An 18,379-nucleotide genomic window follows, 5' to 3' on the forward strand; every position below is an offset into this window, starting at 1 on the left:
AAGAAGCCTCGCTAGAAATAGCGGGGCTTTTTATCGTTTAAAGAAAACTTGGGACTCTCACGAGCCTTTGGCTTGAGTCCCGCTGGTGCGCCAGCCCGGCCGTTCCGCCACTTATTAAGAAGCCTCGCTAGCAATAGCAGGGCTTTCTTTCGTCTGCGATAAAGTAATTTTCCACACCACAACAACCCTCAGATCTCACATCCCAGTTGTGTCTGTATCATGTTCAACGACGGCAACCTTCGAGTTCTTCCTAGCGATCGCACACTGCCTTGGTTTTTAGATGATAAAACAATCATTTATGTAGAGATCTGAGTCACGCTATCATTAGTTCGCTGAATTTTAAGTATTTATAATGTTAGTATTATGTATGATTTGTTCGGCAACAGCAGAAACGATGAAAAGTCCAATAATGGATATTTAGGAGGCTTTTCGAACTATCGTTCACGATCTCAATTTCGGGACGAAATGACGTTTTTTTGTCGCGTTACTATGGATATGACAGACGATATTTGGAGAGCTTCTTATGGGTGATCTATCAGCCTTAATTCAGATGACTTTACTTTGTACAGCAGTCGCAACTGCGGTGGCTGCACCTGCGGTTATTGCTTTGCTGGCTTTTAACAAGTACAAGCAGAAACTTGCTGAAAAATCATAATATTGCTCGAGATATGTTCAGTTGGAACACTCCTTAGCATTATCTTCTAGCATTTTGCCAAAATGTCGCTAGAATGGCGTCCATATAGGGGTGTAGCTCCAATTGGCAGAGCAGCGGATTCCAAATCCGCGTGTTGGGAGTTCGAATCTCTCCACCCCTGCCACATTTAAAGCCTCAGCAGAAATGCTGGGGCTTTTTCGTATCTGTGATTTGGCACAGCATTCTGGCTGGGGTGTTATTCTGCTTGTTGGCCAAGCTAGGCGTTAAAGCCTCAGACTGCGCGTCCCGGCAGAAATGCCGCGGCTTTTTCGTAATCTGGCGTTTAGAGTTTGCGCCGCTGTTATCGCGTTTCCCTTTCCTTCTCATTCCTGCGCAAAACTTATTATTCCATTTATCGCTTTAGCGCTCTCTGATTTAAGGGCGTATGATATGCCTACTTAAAAATCCACCACGGTTACAGATAATGAATCAAGCCATACTACTGCTCTATATTGGGCTTGGCGGCGCATTCGGTGCCTGCTCTCGCTACTTAATCTCTGAACTTTGCGTCATGCTGATGGGAAGGGGATTTCCATATGGAACACTGACAGTGAACGTGGTTGGTTCGTTTATTATGGGTCTTCTCGTCGCAGGTCTCGAACAAGAAACCTTCGGCCCTGGCCCTTGGCGTCATCTGATCGGTCTGGGCTTTCTCGGTGCATTGACGACCTTCTCAACCTTCTCGATGGACAATGTGTTGCTGCTGCAACAAGGTGAATGGTTCAAGATGGGACTGAACATCATCCTTAACGTTGTGGTCTGTATTTTTGCTGCGTGGGCGGGTTTTCAGTTACTAATGCGCGGTTAATCACGTCATCAATTGTTGAGATGATGTAAAGCATTTCTTATACTGCGGTTTGATACTTGTCGGAGTGCCATTTGGCTGAGACGCGAAAGCGGGATCCGTTGAACCTGATCAGGCTAATACCTGCGAAGGGAACAAGAGAAAATGTGTTGTGAGTGCACAGCGAAAATTAGATAAGACAGAATAGTACAGATCTAACTTTCTACGCCTCAATCCTCTTGCTCAGCAAATCCGGCAAGCATTTATTCCCAATAAATACTGGAGTAATGCTATGTCGAATCGTAAACAAGCCCGTACCGAAGCCAAAGCGTTTATTGATAACCTGTCGGTGCAACCCTTTCCAAACTCTCAGAAAGTCCATGTAGAAGGCTCTCGCCCTGATATTCGCGTAGGTATGCGCGAGATCTCTCTTTCTCCAAGCCTTGTGGGCGGAACCAAAGACAACCCTCAGTTAGAGCCAAACGAGCCAATCCGTGTGTATGACACCTCTGGCATCTACACCGACCCAGACTATGAAATCGATATCTACGCCGGTCTGCCAAAGCTTCGCGAGCGTTGGATTGAAGAGCGTAGCGACACCGAGTTCCTTGATGGCGTAAGCTCAGACTTTGCAAAACTACGTTTGGATGATGAAACGCTGGATGAGCTGCGTTTTGGTAATCTGCCGACCATTCGCCGCGCCAAAGAAGGCCAGTGTGTCACCCAGCTTCACTACGCGCGCAAAGGCATTATCACCCCAGAGATGGAATACATTGCTATCCGTGAAAACATGGGACGCCAGAAGTTTGCAGATGAACAACTGAATCACCAGCATCCAGGTCAAAGCTTCGGTGCTAACCTGCCAAAAGAAATCACCCCTGAGTTTGTGCGCAAAGAAGTCGCGGAAGGCCGCGCCATCATTCCGTCAAACATCAACCACCCAGAATCTGAGCCGATGATCATTGGCCGTAATTTCCTGGTGAAAGTGAACGCCAACATCGGTAACTCTTCAGTGACGTCTTCGATTGAGGAAGAAACGGAGAAACTGGTGTGGTCAACGCGCTGGGGCGCAGATACCGTGATGGATTTGTCGACGGGTCGAAATATTCACGAAACCCGCGAGTGGATCTTGCGAAACAGCCCAGTGCCAATTGGTACTGTACCTATGTACCAAGCACTTGAGAAAGTGAACGGCATTGCGGAAAACCTGACGTGGGAAGTCATGCGTGACACCTTGATTGAGCAAGCCGAGCAAGGGGTGGATTACTTCACCATCCATGCGGGTGTCTTACTGCGCTATGTACCGATGACGGCAAAACGCGTAACCGGCATCGTATCGCGCGGCGGTTCTATCATCGCGAAATGGTGTTTGGCGCACCACACCGAAAGCTTCCTATACACCAATTTCCGTGAGATCTGTGAAATTTGTGCCAAGTACGACGTGCACTGTCGCTGGGTGATGGCCTGCGTCCGGGGTCGGTTGCTGACGCCAATGATGAAGCGCAATTTGCTGAACTGCGCACGCTGGGTGAGCTGACCAAGATCGCGTGGGAATACGATGTGCAGGTGATCATTGAAGGCCCGGGTCATGTGCCGATGCACCTTATCAAAGAGAACATGGAAGAGCAGCTTGAGCACTGCCATGAAGCCCCTTTCTACACCTTGGGCCCACTGACGACGGACATCGCACCGGGTTATGACCACATTACTTCTGGCATAGGTGCTGCGCTAATTGGTTGGTACGGCTGCGCCATGCTGTGTTACGTGACACCAAAAGAACACTTAGGTCTGCCAAACAAAGAAGACGTGAAAACCGGCCTTATCACTTACAAACTTTGTGCTCATGCTGCAGATTTGGCCAAAGGGCATCCGGGCGCACAAGTGCGTGACAATGCGTTGTCGAAAGCGCGCTTTGAATTCCGCTGGGAAGATCAGTTTAACCTGGCACTCGACCCAGATACCGCGCGTGCTTACCACGATGAAACCCTGCCACAAGAATCTGGCAAGGTCGCTCACTTCTGTTCGATGTGTGGCCCTAAATTCTGTTCGATGAAAATCAGCCAAGAAGTTAGAGAGTACGCCAAAAACATCGAAGAAGGTGAAGCCATTGAAGTGCAGATGCTGGAAGACCCACTCGAAGGCATGAAGCAAAAATCGGCTGAGTTTCTCGCTAAAGGCAGCGAGCTTTACCATACCAAAGCATAAGGAGGAGGTATGAAACCTTCTTTAAGCTTTGCGCGCATGGAGGGGGGCATTGGCCCCCTGTATCCGGTCGTCGATGATGTGGCCTTGTTAAAGCGTTTGTTGGCGTTTGGTGTCAAAACGGTGCAGCTTCGGGTGAAAGACCCGGAGCATCCCCAGTTGGATGCCATGATCCAAGAAGCCGTGAACTGTGGAAAACTCTGCGGTGCGCAGGTGTTTATCAATGATCACTGGCAGAAAGCTTTGGCTGCAGGCGCATATGGGATCCACCTTGGGCAGGACGATCTTAAAACCGCGGATCTGGCGGCGATCGCCAACGCGGGGATCCGTCTTGGCGTATCGACACGCACGGCTGACGAGCTGGACTTAGCTTGGCTATTCATCCTAGCTATGTCGCGATTGGTCATATTTTTCCGACACCTACCAAGCAGATGCCTACGCCACCACAAGGCGTGGCGCAGCTCGCCAAGCACCTGAAAACCGTGAACGGACAAGTGCCAACGGTCGCGATTGGCGGCCTTGATTTGTCTGTGGTGTCAGAGGTGTGGCAAACCGGCGTGGACGCAGTGGCTGTGGTACGTGCGGTGACCCAATCCTGTGACTTGGCGGCTACGTTGCAATCTTTCGCTGAAATCTTGAATGAGGAAGCGCGCCATGGCGAAGCAACCGCTCTCTGATCAGGCGTTTCAGCGTTATAGCCGACAGATCATGCTCTCGGAATGGGGCGAAGACAATCAAAGCGCCTTGGCCAATGCAAGGTGCTGATTGTCGGGTGTGGCGGCCTTGGCACGGCTGCAGGTTTGTACCTTGCCGGAGCGGGGGTGGGACAGCTTGTGTTGGCCGACGACGACGAGTTGGAACTGTCCAATCTTCCTCGTCAGGTGGCCTATCGTGAACGCGACCTTGGTAGTCACAAAGCAAAGGCACTGGCAGCGCAATTGTCAGCACTCAATAGTGACAGCCGTTGCCGCGTCGTCGCCAGACGTTTAAGCGGTATGTCCTTGTCATTGGAGGTGTCGCTCGCGGATGTGGTGCTTGATTGCAGTGACAACATGCAAACCAGACAAGCCGTGAATAAGGCCTGCGCAGAGAATCGCAAACCGCTCGTTGCCGGTGCGGCTATCGGTTGGCAAGGGCAATTGATGGTGTTCGATTTCTCTCGCACCTCATCGCCTTGTTATCACTGTCTGTTTCCCGCCAATGAAGAGCTGCGCCGCGAAACTGCCAAAGTGCGGGAGTGGTGGGCCCGGTTGTCGGTGCCATCGGTAACTTTCAGGCGTTAGAAGCGTTAAAGCTTTTGATGAACCAGAGCCAGTCCCAATCGTCTTTTTATCAGTTAGATGGCAAAACGCTAAGTTTGCGCTCGATGAAGGTGCCTTCCGATCCGACCTGCAGCGTCTGCCAGTGTGTGAATACGGAGGTGCCAGATGCAGATTTGGCTTAATGAACAGGCGTATTCGCCGTCTGCTGCCACCAACTTGTTGGCGTTGGTAGCCGAATTGGCGTTACCCGAAAAGGCCGTCGCTATCGCCATTGATGGTGACATTATTCCCCGTAGCCAGTGGCAGGAAACCGCGCTGACCGACGGAATTCAGGTTGCAGTATTCCAGGCGATTGCTGGAGGTTAGTCATGTTAAAGATTGCCGATAAAACCTTTTCTTCCCGTTTGTTTACCGGAACGGGCAAATTCTCGGGCACCCAAATGATGGCCGAGAGCCTGATTGCCAGTGGCTCTGAACTGGTGACTATGGCGTTAAAACGCGTGGATATCCAAAACCGTGACGATGACATCCTTTCACCCCTCATTGCCTCTGGCGTCAATTTGTTGCCAAACACCTCAGGGGCAAAGACGGCGAAAGAAGCGATTTTCGCAGCAAGATTGGCGCGCGAAGCCTTGGGCACCAACTGGCTGAAGCTGGAAATTCACCCGGATCCGAAATACCTCATGCCGGACCCGATTGAGACACTCAAAGCCGCGGAAGCTTTGGTCAAAGAAGGCTTTGTGGTGCTGCCATACTGTCATGCTGATCCTGTGCTGTGTAAGCATCTGGAAGAGGTTGGCTGCGCGGCAGTAATGCCGCTTGGCGCGCCCATTGGCAGTAACAAAGGTCTCGCGTCTCGCGATTTTCTCGACATCATCATCGATCAAGCTAAGGTTCCTGTGGTGGTTGATGCGGGGATTGGCGCGCCGTCTCATGCTGCAGAAGCGATGGAAAAAGGGGCCGATGCGGTGTTGGTGAACACGGCGATTGCGGCGGCAGCGAACCCCGTTGCGATGGCGAAAGCTTTCAAGATGGCCGTGGAAGCAGGGCGTATGGCTTATGAAGCGGGACTGGCCGGTCAGGTCAGGCATGCGGTGGCTTCGAGCCCATTAACGGCTTTCCTTGATGAGCTGGCATAAAGGTGGAGACAGGGATGAGTTTTTCAACATTTTGGGAAACGCAGGATTGGGATGATATCCGTTTGTCCATCGGCGCAAAGACAGAGGCCGATGTGCTTCGCGCGTTGGCGAAACCAAAGCGCGATTTGGAGGATTTCAAAGCCCTGATTTCTCCGGCGGCAGACGCACACTTAGAAGCCATGGCACAGCAAGCGGCCGCGTTAACCCGCCGCCGTTTCGGCTATACGGTCAATTTTTACGTACCGCTCTATCTCTCCAACCTGTGTGCCAATGCGTGCACTTACTGCGGCTTTTCAATGGAAAACCGCATCAAGCGCCGCACCTTGTCGGTCGATGACATTGAGCGTGAATGCAATGCCATCAAAGCCATGCACTTTGACAGCATTTTGCTGGTCACAGGCGAGCACCAAACCAAAGTGGGTATGGCGTATTTTCGGGAGGCACTGCCTGCGATAAAACGCCACTTCAGTTATCTGGCGATGGAAGTGCAGCCCCTAGAAGAAGCGGAATATGCTGAGCTCAAAGGTCTCGGTTTGGACGCGGTCATGGTGTATCAGGAAACCTATAACCGGGCGACCTATGGTGAGCATCATCTCCGCGGCAACAAAACCGACTTTGCCTACCGTCTGGATACGCCTGACAGGCTGGCGCGCGCGGTATAGATAAGATTGGCATTGGTGCTTTGATTGGCTAGATGATTGGCGCACCGACAGCTTCTTCGTGGCAAGCCATTTGGATTACCTAGAGCGCACCTATTGGCGAAGCCGCTATTCTATTTCTTTCCCGAGGCTGCGGCCTTGCGAGGGCGGCTCTTCGCAAAACTTGGTGCAGCCTAAGTCGGTGATGTCTGACAGGCAATTGGTGCAGCTTATCTGCGCCTATCGTTTACTGAACCCAGAAGTGGAATTGTCGCTCTCGACCCGAGAGTCGCCAGCGTTTCGCGACAAGGTCTTGCCGCTTGGTATCACCACCATGTCAGCGGCATCCAAAACCCAACCGGGTGGCTATGCGGATGATGTGCCTGAACTTGAGCAGTTTGAAGTGTCAGACGAGCGCAGTGCGGCGGCGGTCGCGCAGGCGGTCAAAGCGGCAGGGTTTGAAGTCGTCTGGAAAGACTGGGACCCGAGCTATTCCGGGTAATGGCTTCAAAATAAAAAAGAGCACCTTACGGTGCTCTTTTCTTTTACGAGTGTGTATTGCTTAGCGAGATAGCGGTGCAGTGGCTTGCTCAAGCCATGCCAGATCGCCACCGTCCAATGCTGGGCTCACGTCCTGCCACACTTTCTGGTGGTACTCATTCCACCATGCGATTTCGCTGTCAGTTAGCAAAGAGACATCCACCAAGCGACGGTCAATAGGTGCACGCGTCAGTGACTCAAAGCCGAGCATTGTCATGTCGCCAGCGGTTGGTACTTCCACCACCAACTCAAGGTTTTCGATTCGGATGCCGAATGCATCTGCACGGTAGTACCCTGGCTCGTTCGACAGCACCATACCTGGCAGCAATGCCACGGTATTTGGCGCTTTGGCGATTCGTTGAGGGCCTTCGTGAACACTCAGGAAGTGACCGACGCCGTGGCCTGTGCCGTGGTCGTAGTCAAAGCCATGTGCCACAAGTGTTGGCGTGCCAATGCATCCAGTTGGCTGCCAGCGGTACCTTTCGGGAAGCGTGCTGTTGCCAGCGCGATGTGGCCTTTCAACACCAGTGTGAAGGTGGTTTTTACGTCTGCGTCGCATTCGCCAATGGCAATCGTGCGGGTGATGTCGGTGGTGCCGTCTGGGTACTGACCGCCTGAGTCCACCAAGTACACATTGTTCAGCTCTAGGCTGCTTGGTGCAGGTTGGTTTAGGTGGTTGTAGTGACACATAGCGGCGTTGCCACCTGCCGCTGAGATGGTGTCAAAGCTCAGATCGGCCAAGGTCTCGTCTTGCTCGCGGAAGCTGTAGAGCTTGTCCGAAAGTTCAGCTTCATTCGCCAGATTGCCTTCGGCAACCTCGCTATCCAGCCATGCAAGGAAACGGCTCACGGCCACGCCATCGCGTACGTGTGAGGCTTTCATGCCCGCAATTTCGGTCGCGTTTTTAGCCGCTTTTGGCAACATGCACGGGTCAGCTGCGTGTTTGATGTCTGCGCCGTTTTGACTCAGCACTTGGCTTGCCCACGCGTTGCTGGTCATAGGGTCAACCATAACGGTTTTGCCGCTAAATGCAGCCAGTGTAGAGGCCATCTCATCTGGTGAAGCCACGGTAACACCCGCGCCAACGTGTGCCCCAAAACCCTCTGGTAGACGGCTTGGGTCGATAAACAGTGTGACATCGCCATTGGCTTGGACAATCGCGCTTGATAGCAGCACAGGCAGGCGAGAGACATCGCCACCACGGATGTTCAGCAGCCAGCAAATGCTGTCCAATTGGCTCAGCAGTGCCGCATCTGCGCCTGCTTTTGCAATCACTTCACCGATTTGTGCGCGTTTCTCCGCGCTGCCTTGGCCAACAAGCGCATTGCCCATCAAGCGTGCTTGGGTCAGTAATGGTGCTGGACGGTCGTGCCACAGCGAATCGATAGGGTTGCTATCAATAAGTGCAAGTATCAGCTTGCCATCCACGGTTTGCTCAGCATTGCTTAGCCAGTTTGCGCTGTGGAGGCGGGTATCAACGGCCACTTTGCTGCCAGTTGCCAGATTGCCTTGTAGCCATTGCAGCGCAGGCTCTTCAATCAGGTGGCGGTATTCGAAAATCTCACCCGGCACTTGCTTGCGAACTTGTACCGTGTAGCGACCATCGACAAACACGGCAGCCTTTTCACGGGTGATCACGGCTGCACCGGCAGAGCCTGTGAAACCAGTGACCCAATGGAGGCGCTCGTTGTGCGCAGGAATGTACTCTCCAAGAAATTCGTCTTCATGCGGAATGATCAGTGCGTCCAGTGCGTGATCGTCCAGCCAGCGTCTCAATGCATCGACGCGTTCAGCAATAATGGCGTGCATTTGTCGTCCTATTGGTAATACCTGCCGCTATTCATCCGCGAATGGGGTGAGGGCGACAGGTATGGGTAAGAAACCTTGTATGTAGATAGCATAAGCTATCTGTTTTCCTCAGCCGCTGCAATTTCCGTCATATGTCGACAACGCGAAATAATTAACTGCCGCAACCATTGGTGGCCGGGATCATTTTGCTGGCTTTGATGCCAGAACAAGGTATATGCCATTGGCGGCAGCGGTGTGGGTAATGGCAGCACCTGCAAATTGAGCTGTTTGGCGACCGCGTTGGCAAAGTGCGACGGTGAGGTGAAAACCAAATCCGTGTGGGTACAAAGGCTCGCGGCACTGTTGAAATCCGGTACATACATGGCAATGTCGCGGTCGAGACCTAGCTCTGCCAGTTTGTAATCGAGCAACCAGCGATCGCTACCATCGCAACGTACCTGCACATGACGCTGTTTGAGGTAGGCGTCGAGATCCCAAGGTCTATCCAACACGGGATGGCCTTTTCTCACGATCACGCGCTGGTGGTCTTGGTACAACTCTTCATAAATGATGCCTTTGGGTGGCATCAGCGTCAGCATGGCATCGGCAGGGTTTAAATCCTTGCCTGTGATGCCAAAGTCCACTTCGCCTCGCGCCATGGCATCGAAAGTATGACGACCCCAGGCTTCGGTATACAGGGTGATCGACGGTGCGGCATCGAGAATTTCGCCGAGAAACCGTGGCATGAGCAGCGGATAAGAGCTTTCCACTAAGGACAAGTGAAAGCGTCTGTCGCTGGTGGCGGGGTCAAATTCATCCGAAATCGTCAGCCCTTCCACATGTTGCAGCAGATTCTTCAGCCCCGGCTTGAGCGATAGGGCTTTCGGCGTTGGGTGTAAGCCACGGGACGTGCGGTTAAACAGTGGGTCATCGAATTGCTCACGCAATTTGCCAAGGTTCTTGCTGACCGCCGACTGGCTCAGGTGCAGCCGTTGAGAGGCGCGGGTGACATTGCACTCTTCTAAAAGGACATGCAGGCAAATCAGCAAACTGAGGTCATAACGGAGCAGTTGATTGAGGTTCATTGAGTGTTATTCCATAAGGGAATGTCTGACCTGAATATATACCATTTTTATTCATATCAAAATCTCACTACACTCTCGGCAAATTATCAGGAGAACAGTATGTCCACCCCTTCTTCAAAACCTGATAGCCGTTTAGTCGCCTTAATGGTGCTGCTGGTGCTGTTTAGCCCACTGGCTATTGATATTTATCTTCCCGCAATGCCTGTGATGGCAGAAGACCTTGGCGTTTCTGCAACCCGCATGCAAGACACCATCTCCTGGTTCTTGGTGACAATGGGATTGGGACAACTGCTGGCAGGCCCGTTGGCTGACCGCTTTGGTCGTCGTCCGGTGGCTCTAACTGGCATCGTGATTTATGCCGTAAGTGCGGGTTTAGCCTGGGTGGCCTCTTCAATGGATGCACTCTTGGCAGCGCGCCTTTTGCAAGGTGCAGGTGCTTGTGCGACCTCTGTATGTGCCTTTGCTGCGGTGCGTGACACCTTCAGCGGCAAGCGTTGTGGCCAGATGATCAGCTACCTCAATGGTGCTATCTGTTTCATTCCTGCGCTGGCCCCGTTGTTGGGTGCATGGTTAACCGCACAGTTTGGCTGGCGTTCAAACTTCTCCTTTATGATGGCTTTTGCTGTGGTGGCGTTTGTTCTGGTGCTGACCTTGTTCCGAGAAACCCGTCCTGCTGATACTGACACAAGCGGTCCTTTACTGAGCCCTGCGCGTTACTGGTCAGTATTGAAAGAGCCTGTGTTTATCTACCACGCCATGCTGTGTCTGCTGGCGATGTCGGTCATCCTCTCTTACGTGACGTCTGCGCCAGTGCGTTTGATTAACGGTCTGGGTCTGACCATGGATGAATTCACCGTGTGGTTCGGTATTAATGCCGCGTTCAACATCTTCGCGTCGATGACGGCTCCTAAAGTGATGGACATGATTGGCAGCCGTAAAACGCTGTATGGCGGTCTGATCACCTTAGTTTCAGGTGGCGTTTTGATGTTGTCACTGAGTCATATTCAGGCCGCGTGGGCATTTATGGTGCCAGTATTTATCTCATCTTTTGGATTTGCGTGGGTTTTAGGTTCAGCCGCAGGCAAAGCTTTGGAGCCATTTGGTCAGCGTGCAGGCACCGCAGCAGCGTTGCTAGGCCTGTTCCAAATGAGTGGTTCAGGCGTGTTGGTGAGCCTCAGTCAGCGTGTTGGTTTTAGCGAACCAGAACTGTTGGCGTTCCATATGTTCTTGATGTTACCGGGTTTATTGCTGCTTTGGTCTGCAAAAGGAAAACGCTGGCACACGGCAGAATGTTAATTTCAATAAATTGAATTAAAAATAAGACGCGGAAAGCGCACGGTCTCGACAACCGAAAATACCCATTTATTTGCCCGCATAATTAAAATTGTGCGGGTTTTTTTTGTTGTTTAAACTCGAAAGGGAGTATATTTAATATGCAAAAACTCCAAATCTTTTCAAATTCCAATTACAGGCAGTAAATAAATATGTCGATGTCGATGCTTGAATTAGCTCGTCATCTGGAGATGCTTGACGAATCTCCAGAGAAAGTTATGTTTGGGAAATTGCTCACCGAATTAAGCGGTATGAGCGAAGAGCGCGTTCAGCGTGCGGCGCGCCAGGTACCAATCAGCGGTTTGCGTGAACTGGTACATCAATTTAATAAAGTGATCCACGAGCGTCGTGGCGAGCGCGTACAAGAGTTGGCACAAGAAATGGCCAATGACGGGATATCCGCAGAAGAGCTGCGCGAGTATCTGGCGCAGCACAAACGTTAATCGCGTTTATTTACGCTTTACTTTTTCGCTGCTGAATTACCAATCCAATTACAATCATCACTAACCCGATAAGTGTCGTTGGGTGAATTTGTTCGCCTATAATCGTGGCGAGCAATATCAGCGAAATAAATGGCGAAATAAATATAAGGTTGCTGACTTTCGCAGCGTTGCTGGCGAGTTTGACGGCATTTAACCAAAGCACAAAGGTAATGCCCATTTCAAACAGGCCCACGTAGCTGACCGCTAGCCAACCCTGCCAAGGGATGCCCTGCCAGTCAGAGGTATAAAGGCTAAGGCTAATGGAAAACGGCAAAGAAAGTAGAAAGCCAAGCAAGAGCCCAATCACGGGGTCAGCTTGGTTTTTTGCGTTTAAAATCCAATAACCTGCCCACAGCAAGGTCGACAGCAACGCCAGTCCCACGCCGAGCGGACTGTCGAACTGTAAACCGAAGATGTCGCCTTTGGTGGCGATGATCACCACACCAATGTAGCCCAGTCCTGCGGCAATCCAATCCTGCTTTCGAATTTTCTGACCAAGGAAAATGGCGGCCATTAACGTCAGTGTAATTGCCCAAGAATAATTAATTGGCTGCGCCAGAGAAGCAGGCAATAAATCGTAGGCTTTAAATAACACCAAATAATAAATAAACGGATTGATCAGCCCGAGCATCAGGTAATAAAGCGGGCGTTTGGCAAAGGTAGAGGAAAGTTGGTTCAGTTTTCCTTGCCAGCCAGCAACCGCGATCAAAGAAAGGGTAGAGACCACACTGGCGGCGGCCAGCATCTGGATAGGATCCATGTAGGTCAGGGTGATTTTAAACGCGGTGGCGACGGTCGACCAAAGCAATACGGCTGCCAGTCCGTAGCTGATCGCAAGGCGGTCGTTCATGTAATGCACTTATTCAGAGTAAGGTTGAGAATTGGGCAGTCTAGAGCAAATAAGCATCACTGGAAAAGCTGGACATTTATCCAGTGTCTTATTAGCCTTCATTACGGGATATCACGAGAAATGAAAAGGTTATCAGCATGCAGATCGCGACTCTGCTTTCCGACAGTGCAGTGTGGATTGCTGCCGGTGTAGGCGCAGCCTCGATGGCGGCTCTTGGTGGTATGTATTACCGCATGGCACTGAGAAACGTGCGAGAGCTTATCGAGCAGCAGCATTTGGCTGACGAAAAAATCAGTCAGGCTGCGATGGCGCACTTACGTGCCGAAAATCAAACCTTAAAAGATGAGCTTGATGGCTTAGATCTCGAACGTGACAGACTCAGTGCCGAGCTTCGCACCCAATATGCCAAGCTTGCCGCTGCGGCTGAAAAGCTACGTCAAATGGAAGTGCTGCGTGCTGAGAAAGAGCAACTCACCGATACGCTGGATAACCTGCGAGACAACAAAGCCGCGCTTGAGCTGACCCTTCGCGAGCAACAAACCCGCACCGAAGAGCAACTGGAAGCGGCGGAAGCCAAAATTCGTCTGTTGGAAGGGGCAGAGGAGAGGCTTCGCGTCCAATTTGAAAGTCTGGCCAACAAGGTGTTTGACCACAAGACCCGCACCGTTGATGAGCAAAACCGTCAAAGCCTGGAATCTCTACTGGGGCCACTGAAATCTCAATTAGAAGGCTTTAGAAAGCAAGTGTCGGACAGCTTTGGCGAACAGGCCAAAGAACGTCATACGTTGGTGCATGAAATTAAAAACCTGCAAAAGCTTAATGAAGACATGACCCGCGAAGCGTGGCACTGACCCAAGCATTGAAAGGTGACAACAAGCAGCAGGGCAATTGGGGTGAAGTGGTTTTGGCGCGCGTGTTGGAAGAATCTGGCCTTCGTGAAGGCTTTGAGTACCAAACGCAGGTCAGCTCGAGAACGAAGACGGCAAGCGCTACCAGCCGGATGTCATTGTCAGACTGCCACAGGAAAAAGACGTGGTGATTGATGCCAAGATGGCATTGGTTGCGTATGAACGTTACTTCCATGCCGAAACCTTGGCAGAAAAAGATCTCGCCCTGCGCGAGCACGTGGCCTCGATTCGCGGCCATATTCGTGGGCTTGGCAGGAAGGACTATCACCAGCTTCATGGCATTCAAAGCCTGGATTATGTGTTGATGTTTATTCCGGTCGAGCCTGCTTTCCAGATTGCGATAGAAGCAGAGCCGTCACTCATACGTGAGGCATTGGATCACAACATCATGCTGGTGAGTCCAACCACCTTGCTGGTGGCACTGCGTACCATCAATAACTTGTGGCGTTATGAGCACCAAAACCAAAACGCGCGATTGATTGCAGAAAAAGCGGCCAAGCTTTACGACAAACTGCGTTTGTTTGTGGCGGATGTAGAAGTGATGGGCGCGGCATTAGATAAAGCCAGCGACAGCTACCAAAACGCAGTGAACAAGCTTTCTAGCGGTCGAGGCAATATTTTGCGTCAAGCAGAGAGTTTTAAATCGCTGGGCGTGGAAGTGAAGCGGGATATCAGCCCCGCTATGCTGAAAAGAGACACCACCGATGACAGTGAAGAGATGGCGACACTCGGCGTTTCATCGGAATGAACTGACAAAGGCTTGGCGCAGCAGGCTCTTTCTGGGCATGTTGCGCTTGTGGTCAAATAACCTTGAGATGCCAGTGTCAGTCTGAATCGCACTTCTTGTGGTTGATTGAGTATGTAAAGTACACTAAGCGGCAAAAATATCGGGTATTTTCAGTTTCCAGCCCGGTGTTACTCAGGGGTTTACAATGACAGATACAACACAGGGCGTGGCGCAAGACGCAGATCAGAACACCACTCACTTTGGTTTTCAGACCGTCGCCAAAGAAGACAAAGTTGGCATGGTAGCTAACGTCTTTCACAACGTAGCCGCAAAATACGACATCATGAACGACGTGATGTCCATGGGTATCCACCGAATTTGGAAGCGTTTTACCATTGATTGCAGTGGTGTTCGCCCAGGTCACCGTGTGCTTGACCTTGCTGGTGGTACCGGCGATCTCACCGCAAAATTCTCTCGCATTGTTGGCGACAAAGGCCAAGTCGTGCTGGCGGACATCAACAACTCTATGCTGAATGTCGGCCGCGATAAACTGCGCGATATCGGCATCGTGGGCAACGTGAACTACGTGCAGGCGAACGCTGAAGAGCTGCCATTCCCGGACGACTACTTTGACTGCATCACCATTGGTTTTGGTCTTCGTAACGTCACCGACAAAGACAAAGCATTGCGTTCGATGTACCGCGTGCTGAAGCCGGGTGGTCGCCTGTTGGTACTGGAGTTCTCTAAGCCTATCGTTGAGCCGCTCTCGAAAGTTTACGACGCCTACTCTTTCCATCTTCTGCCGAAAATGGGCGAGATCATCGCAAACGATGCAGACAGCTACCGCTATCTTGCTGAATCCATTCGCATGCACCCTGATCAAGATACCTTGAAGGGCATGATGGAAGACGCAGGCTTTGAGCAAACCAAATACTTCAACCTGACCGGTGGCATTGTTGCACTGCACCGCGGTTACAAGTTCTAAGGGGATAATGATGCCTCTGGACCCATTGGTTACCGCTGTCGTTGAAACCAGCCTCAACACCCTTATCCGTCAAGATGGGGAAAGCCAGCGTCGTTTAGCCAAGCTAAAGGGCAAAGTGCTGCGCGTAAGCCTGACGGATATCAACAAGCAGTTGATTTTCGTGTTCAGCCAACAGGTCGATGTGTTGGCGGCTTATGAAGGCGACGCCGATTGTGAGTTGGCGTTGGCTATTTCTGTTGCACCACAACTCAAAGACAAAGCCAACCTGACCAAGCTTATCAAACAAGACAAGCTGCACTTGGATGGCGATATTGATGTGGCGCAGCAGTTCTCCAATCTGCTCAACGGCATCAACCAGACATTGCTGAGTGGCTGTCTCATTACACAGGTGATGTGGTGGCACATACGCTGGTGCGTGGCGCACAACAAGGTTTGGCGTTTCTCAAACAAATGACTGAACGCAACCAACGGTATGTTGGCGAGTTGGTGGTTGAAGAATGGCGCCTTGCACCGGGTGCGCTCGAGATTGCGTACTTTGCCGATCAGGTTGATGACGTGCAAAGCCACGCCTCGCGCCTGTCTGCCCGTTTTGATGCGCTGGAGAAACGCCTTGCAGCCACTGAGACGGAGCGCGCATGACACCTAGCGAAATCCGCCGCCTCTACAAAATTACCAAAGTGCAGCTCAGTTATGGGCTGGATGAGTTGTTGCCAAAACAGCCGATCACCCGTGGTCCGCATTTGATGCGCAAAATGCTGTTTTGGATGAAAAACCAACATCAAGACAAACCCATGGGTGCGCGTCTGCGTCTTGCCCTGCAGGAGCTGGGGCCGGTGTGGATCAAGTTCGGTCAGATGATGTCGACCCGCCGCGACCTTTTCCCGCCGGCTATCGCTGATCAATTGGCCTTGCTGCAAGACCAAGTTGAGCCGTTTGACGGCAAATTGGCGAAAGCGCAGATGGAAGAAGCCCTCGGCGGTCCACTGGAAACCTGGTTTGATGATTTTGATGAAACGCCGCTGGCCTCTGCTTCGATTGCACAGGTGCACACAGCGACGTTAAAAGAAAATGGCCGCGAAGTGGTGCTCAAGGTGATTCGCCCTGACATCCTCCCAGTCATTCAAGCTGATATCAGACTCATGTATCGCATGGCGCGTATTGTTGCTCGCTTCCTGCCAGAGGCGCGTCGCTTGAAGCCAGTAGAAGTGGTGCGTGAGTACGAAAAGACCTTGCTCGATGAGCTGGATCTGATGCGTGAAGCGGCCAATGCCATTCAGCTTCGCCGCAACTTCGAAAACGACCATATTCTGTATGTGCCGGAAGTGTTCAGCGATTATTGCCGCACCTCGTTGATGGTGTCAGAGCGCATCTACGGCATTCAGGTGTCGGACATCGAGGGTCTTAAAGCCAACGGCACGGATCTGAAACTGCTGGCTGAGCGTGGTGTGCAGGTGTTCTTCACCCAGGTGTTCCGTGACAGCTTCTTCCACGCTGACATGCACCCGGGCAACGTGTTCGTCTCTTACGACCACCCAGAAGACCCGCAGTGGATTGGGCTCGACTGTGGCATCGTTGGCACCTTGAACCGCGAAGATAAGCGTTATCTTGCTGAGAACTTCTTGGCATTCTTTAACCGCGATTATCGCAAGGTGGCTGAACTTCACGTTGATTCGGGTTGGGTGCCGCATGACACCAACGTCGATGAGTTCGAGTTTGCTATTCGCACTGTGTGTGAGCCGATTTTTGAAAAACCGCTGTGCGAAATCTCGTTCGGCCATGTACTGTTAAATCTGTTTAACACTGCCCGTCGCTTCAACATGGAAGTGCAGCCACAATTAGTGCTGCTGCAGAAGACCTTGTTGTACGTTGAAGGCCTGGGTAGACAGCTTTACCCGCAGCTCGATCTGTGGGACACCGCCAAGCCGTTCCTTGAAGATTGGATGGGACGTCAGGTGGGTCCACAGGCAGTGTGGAATGCGATTAAAGAAAAAGCACCATTTTGGGCTGAAAAACTGCCTGAATTGCCAGAGCTGGTTTACGATAGCCTGCGCCAAGGCCGACAGGTCAATCAGCGTATGGACGTCATGTACAGAGAGTTTATGGCGGCGAGAAAGCGCCAAAACAAGGCGAAGTTCCTGTTAGGTGTGGGTGCCACTATGCTGGTGACATCTGCCATACTCTACAGTAATCAGATAGAAATTCTTCCTCAAGTCGCAGGGGGAATCGCAGTCTTCAGTTGGATGTTTGCGTGGCGAGCGTTCAATAAGTGAGATTTATCAATTTAGTTGTAACAGTAACCGAGTAGACTCCGGTAACTTTTTTATTCACCACATAACGCAGAGGTAGCACTAGCATGGGTGGTATTAGTATTTGGCAACTGCTGATCGTCGCAGTTATCGTTATTCTTCTGTTCGGAACCAAGAAGCTGCGCAACATCGGTGGCGATCTGGGTTCAGCGGTTAAAGGCTTCAAGAAAGCCATGGCTGACGACGAGAAGAAAGACGCTGATTTCGGCCAGGAAAAACTGGAAGAGAAAAACAGTACTGCACAAAAAAGCGAAGCGAAAGACAAAGAGCAGGCTTAATCCGTGTTTGATATCGGTTTTTGGGAGCTGATCCTAATCGCTGTTGTTGGTTTGGTGGTTCTCGGCCCTGAGCGGTTGCCGGTGGCTATTCGTAACGTGTCGCGCTGGATTGGTGCGGCTCGTCGTATGGCGGGTTCTGTGAGAGATGAGCTGGAACAAGAGCTCAAAATTCAAGAGCTGCAGGAAAACCTAAAAAAAGCCGAGCAGATGGGGATGAAAAACCTGTCACCGGAAATACAGCAGTCAGTTGATGAGCTCAAGAAAGCAGCGGAAGACGTGCAACGCCCTTACTCACCGAAGAGCGACAGCACCGACGCTGCAAGCGCATCCAGCCCTACAAAAGACAAGACGGAATAACGCTTGTTTGGGGTAGGGCCCC

Annotated in this window: 12 protein-coding genes, 1 tRNA gene, 7 pseudogenes and 1 riboswitch; of the genes and pseudogenes, 17 read left to right on the forward strand and 3 right to left on the reverse strand. The window is 51.5% G+C overall.

The window, feature by feature from the left end; translation table 11 throughout:
* Positions 1-523 precede the first annotated feature (523 nt).
* The 9 genes and pseudogenes from ATN88_RS28160 to thiH all read left to right on the forward strand — a co-directional run bounded on the left by ATN88_RS28160 (position 524) and on the right by thiH (position 7,221).
* On the forward strand, positions 524-655 hold the full coding sequence (locus tag ATN88_RS28160) for a hypothetical protein (protein ID WP_269748105.1): 132 nt from the start codon (positions 524-526) through the stop codon (positions 653-655).
* Between the two features lie 86 nt (positions 656-741).
* Positions 742-818 (forward strand) — tRNA-Trp (locus ATN88_RS06615).
* Between the two features lie 300 nt (positions 819-1,118).
* On the forward strand, positions 1,119-1,502 hold the full coding sequence (gene crcB / locus ATN88_RS06620) for a fluoride efflux transporter CrcB (protein ID WP_067413196.1): 384 nt from the start codon (positions 1,119-1,121) through the stop codon (positions 1,500-1,502).
* Between the two features lie 50 nt (positions 1,503-1,552).
* Positions 1,553-1,650: riboswitch (TPP riboswitch) on the forward strand.
* A 120-nt stretch (positions 1,651-1,770) separates the two neighbouring features.
* Positions 1,771-3,683, forward strand: a pseudogene (gene thiC, locus ATN88_RS06625) (phosphomethylpyrimidine synthase ThiC).
* A gap of 9 nt (positions 3,684-3,692) precedes the next feature.
* Positions 3,693-4,357 (forward strand): annotated as a pseudogene (gene thiE, locus ATN88_RS28165) (thiamine phosphate synthase).
* Positions 4,335-5,124, forward strand: a pseudogene (locus ATN88_RS06635) (HesA/MoeB/ThiF family protein). Before thiE ends, ATN88_RS06635 begins: the two co-directional pseudogenes overlap by 23 nt.
* On the forward strand, positions 5,108-5,308 hold the full coding sequence (thiS, locus tag ATN88_RS06640; protein WP_067413199.1) for a sulfur carrier protein ThiS: 201 nt from the start codon (positions 5,108-5,110) through the stop codon (positions 5,306-5,308). Before ATN88_RS06635 ends, thiS begins: the two are co-directional and overlap by 17 nt.
* A 2-nt stretch (positions 5,309-5,310) precedes the next feature.
* Entirely contained in the window at positions 5,311-6,081 is a 771-nt protein-coding gene (locus ATN88_RS06645; RefSeq protein WP_067413202.1) for a thiazole synthase, read from the forward strand.
* Between the two features lie 14 nt (positions 6,082-6,095).
* A pseudogene (gene thiH, locus ATN88_RS06650) lies at positions 6,096-7,221 on the forward strand (2-iminoacetate synthase ThiH).
* 60 nt (positions 7,222-7,281) lie between these two features.
* On the opposite strand, the pseudogene ATN88_RS06655 reads toward thiH, so the two are convergent.
* Together ATN88_RS06655 and ATN88_RS06660 are read right to left on the reverse strand one after the other, a co-directional pair.
* Positions 7,282-9,068, reverse strand: a pseudogene (locus tag ATN88_RS06655) (aminopeptidase P family protein).
* A gap of 95 nt (positions 9,069-9,163) precedes the next feature.
* The gene (locus tag ATN88_RS06660) at positions 9,164-10,132 is read right to left on the reverse strand and encodes a LysR substrate-binding domain-containing protein (RefSeq protein ID WP_067413206.1); all 969 of its coding nucleotides are present in this window, start codon (positions 10,130-10,132) and stop codon (positions 9,164-9,166) included.
* A 99-nt stretch (positions 10,133-10,231) separates the two neighbouring features.
* On the opposite strand from ATN88_RS06660, the gene ATN88_RS06665 reads away from it, so the two are divergent.
* Together ATN88_RS06665 and tsrA are read left to right on the forward strand one after the other, a co-directional pair.
* On the forward strand, positions 10,232-11,428 hold the full coding sequence (locus tag ATN88_RS06665; RefSeq protein ID WP_067413210.1) for a multidrug effflux MFS transporter: 1,197 nt from the start codon (positions 10,232-10,234) through the stop codon (positions 11,426-11,428).
* Positions 11,429-11,616: 188 nt separating this feature from the next.
* Entirely contained in the window at positions 11,617-11,907 is a 291-nt protein-coding gene (gene tsrA, locus ATN88_RS06670; protein ID WP_067413213.1) for an H-NS-like global regulator TsrA, read from the forward strand.
* A 10-nt stretch (positions 11,908-11,917) separates the two neighbouring features.
* Here tsrA and ATN88_RS06675 read toward each other — a convergent pair whose 3' ends face one another.
* Entirely contained in the window at positions 11,918-12,796 is an 879-nt protein-coding gene (locus tag ATN88_RS06675; protein WP_067413216.1) for a DMT family transporter, read from the reverse strand.
* A gap of 137 nt (positions 12,797-12,933) precedes the next feature.
* On the opposite strand from ATN88_RS06675, the pseudogene rmuC reads away from it, so the two are divergent.
* The 6 genes and pseudogenes from rmuC to tatB all read left to right on the forward strand — a co-directional run bounded on the left by rmuC (position 12,934) and on the right by tatB (position 18,357).
* Positions 12,934-14,452, forward strand: a pseudogene (gene rmuC, locus ATN88_RS06680) (DNA recombination protein RmuC).
* A gap of 184 nt (positions 14,453-14,636) precedes the next feature.
* The gene (gene ubiE, locus ATN88_RS06685) at positions 14,637-15,416 is read left to right on the forward strand and encodes a bifunctional demethylmenaquinone methyltransferase/2-methoxy-6-polyprenyl-1,4-benzoquinol methylase UbiE (protein ID WP_067413220.1); all 780 of its coding nucleotides are present in this window, start codon (positions 14,637-14,639) and stop codon (positions 15,414-15,416) included.
* A 10-nt stretch (positions 15,417-15,426) separates the two neighbouring features.
* A pseudogene (locus ATN88_RS06690) lies at positions 15,427-16,055 on the forward strand (ubiquinone biosynthesis accessory factor UbiJ).
* Positions 16,052-17,686 (forward strand): ubiquinone biosynthesis regulatory protein kinase UbiB, encoded by a 1,635-nt coding sequence (gene ubiB, locus ATN88_RS06695; RefSeq protein WP_067413224.1) that lies wholly within the window; start codon positions 16,052-16,054, stop codon positions 17,684-17,686. Before ATN88_RS06690 ends, ubiB begins: the two are co-directional and overlap by 4 nt.
* 83 nt (positions 17,687-17,769) lie before the next feature.
* Positions 17,770-18,000, forward strand: a complete 231-nt coding sequence (gene tatA, locus ATN88_RS06700; protein WP_067413228.1) for a Sec-independent protein translocase subunit TatA — start codon at positions 17,770-17,772, stop codon at positions 17,998-18,000.
* A 3-nt stretch (positions 18,001-18,003) separates the two neighbouring features.
* Entirely contained in the window at positions 18,004-18,357 is a 354-nt protein-coding gene (tatB, locus tag ATN88_RS06705) for a Sec-independent protein translocase protein TatB (protein WP_067413231.1), read from the forward strand.
* Positions 18,358-18,379: the final 22 nt, after the last annotated feature.

It is taken from the genome of Enterovibrio coralii (assembly GCF_001559595.1).
Classification (GTDB): Bacteria; Pseudomonadota; Gammaproteobacteria; order Enterobacterales; family Vibrionaceae; genus Enterovibrio; species Enterovibrio coralii.

Bases quoted from the DNA above. Each gene is read 5' to 3' on its own strand.
- ATN88_RS28160 (WP_269748105.1), top strand. From the start codon at position 524: ATGGGTGATCTATCAGCCTTAATTCAGATGACTTTACTTTGTACAGCA.
- crcB (WP_067413196.1), top strand. From the start codon at position 1,119: ATGAATCAAGCCATACTACTGCTCTATATTGGGCTTGGCGGCGCATTC.
- thiS (WP_067413199.1), top strand. From the start codon at position 5,108: ATGCAGATTTGGCTTAATGAACAGGCGTATTCGCCGTCTGCTGCCACC.
- ATN88_RS06645 (WP_067413202.1), top strand. From the start codon at position 5,311: ATGTTAAAGATTGCCGATAAAACCTTTTCTTCCCGTTTGTTTACCGGA.
- ATN88_RS06660 (WP_067413206.1), bottom strand. From the start codon at position 10,132: ATGAACCTCAATCAACTGCTCCGTTATGACCTCAGTTTGCTGATTTGC.
- ATN88_RS06665 (WP_067413210.1), top strand. From the start codon at position 10,232: ATGTCCACCCCTTCTTCAAAACCTGATAGCCGTTTAGTCGCCTTAATG.
- tsrA (WP_067413213.1), top strand. From the start codon at position 11,617: ATGTCGATGTCGATGCTTGAATTAGCTCGTCATCTGGAGATGCTTGAC.
- ATN88_RS06675 (WP_067413216.1), bottom strand. From the start codon at position 12,796: ATGAACGACCGCCTTGCGATCAGCTACGGACTGGCAGCCGTATTGCTT.
- ubiE (WP_067413220.1), top strand. From the start codon at position 14,637: ATGACAGATACAACACAGGGCGTGGCGCAAGACGCAGATCAGAACACC.
- ubiB (WP_067413224.1), top strand. From the start codon at position 16,052: ATGACACCTAGCGAAATCCGCCGCCTCTACAAAATTACCAAAGTGCAG.
- tatA (WP_067413228.1), top strand. From the start codon at position 17,770: ATGGGTGGTATTAGTATTTGGCAACTGCTGATCGTCGCAGTTATCGTT.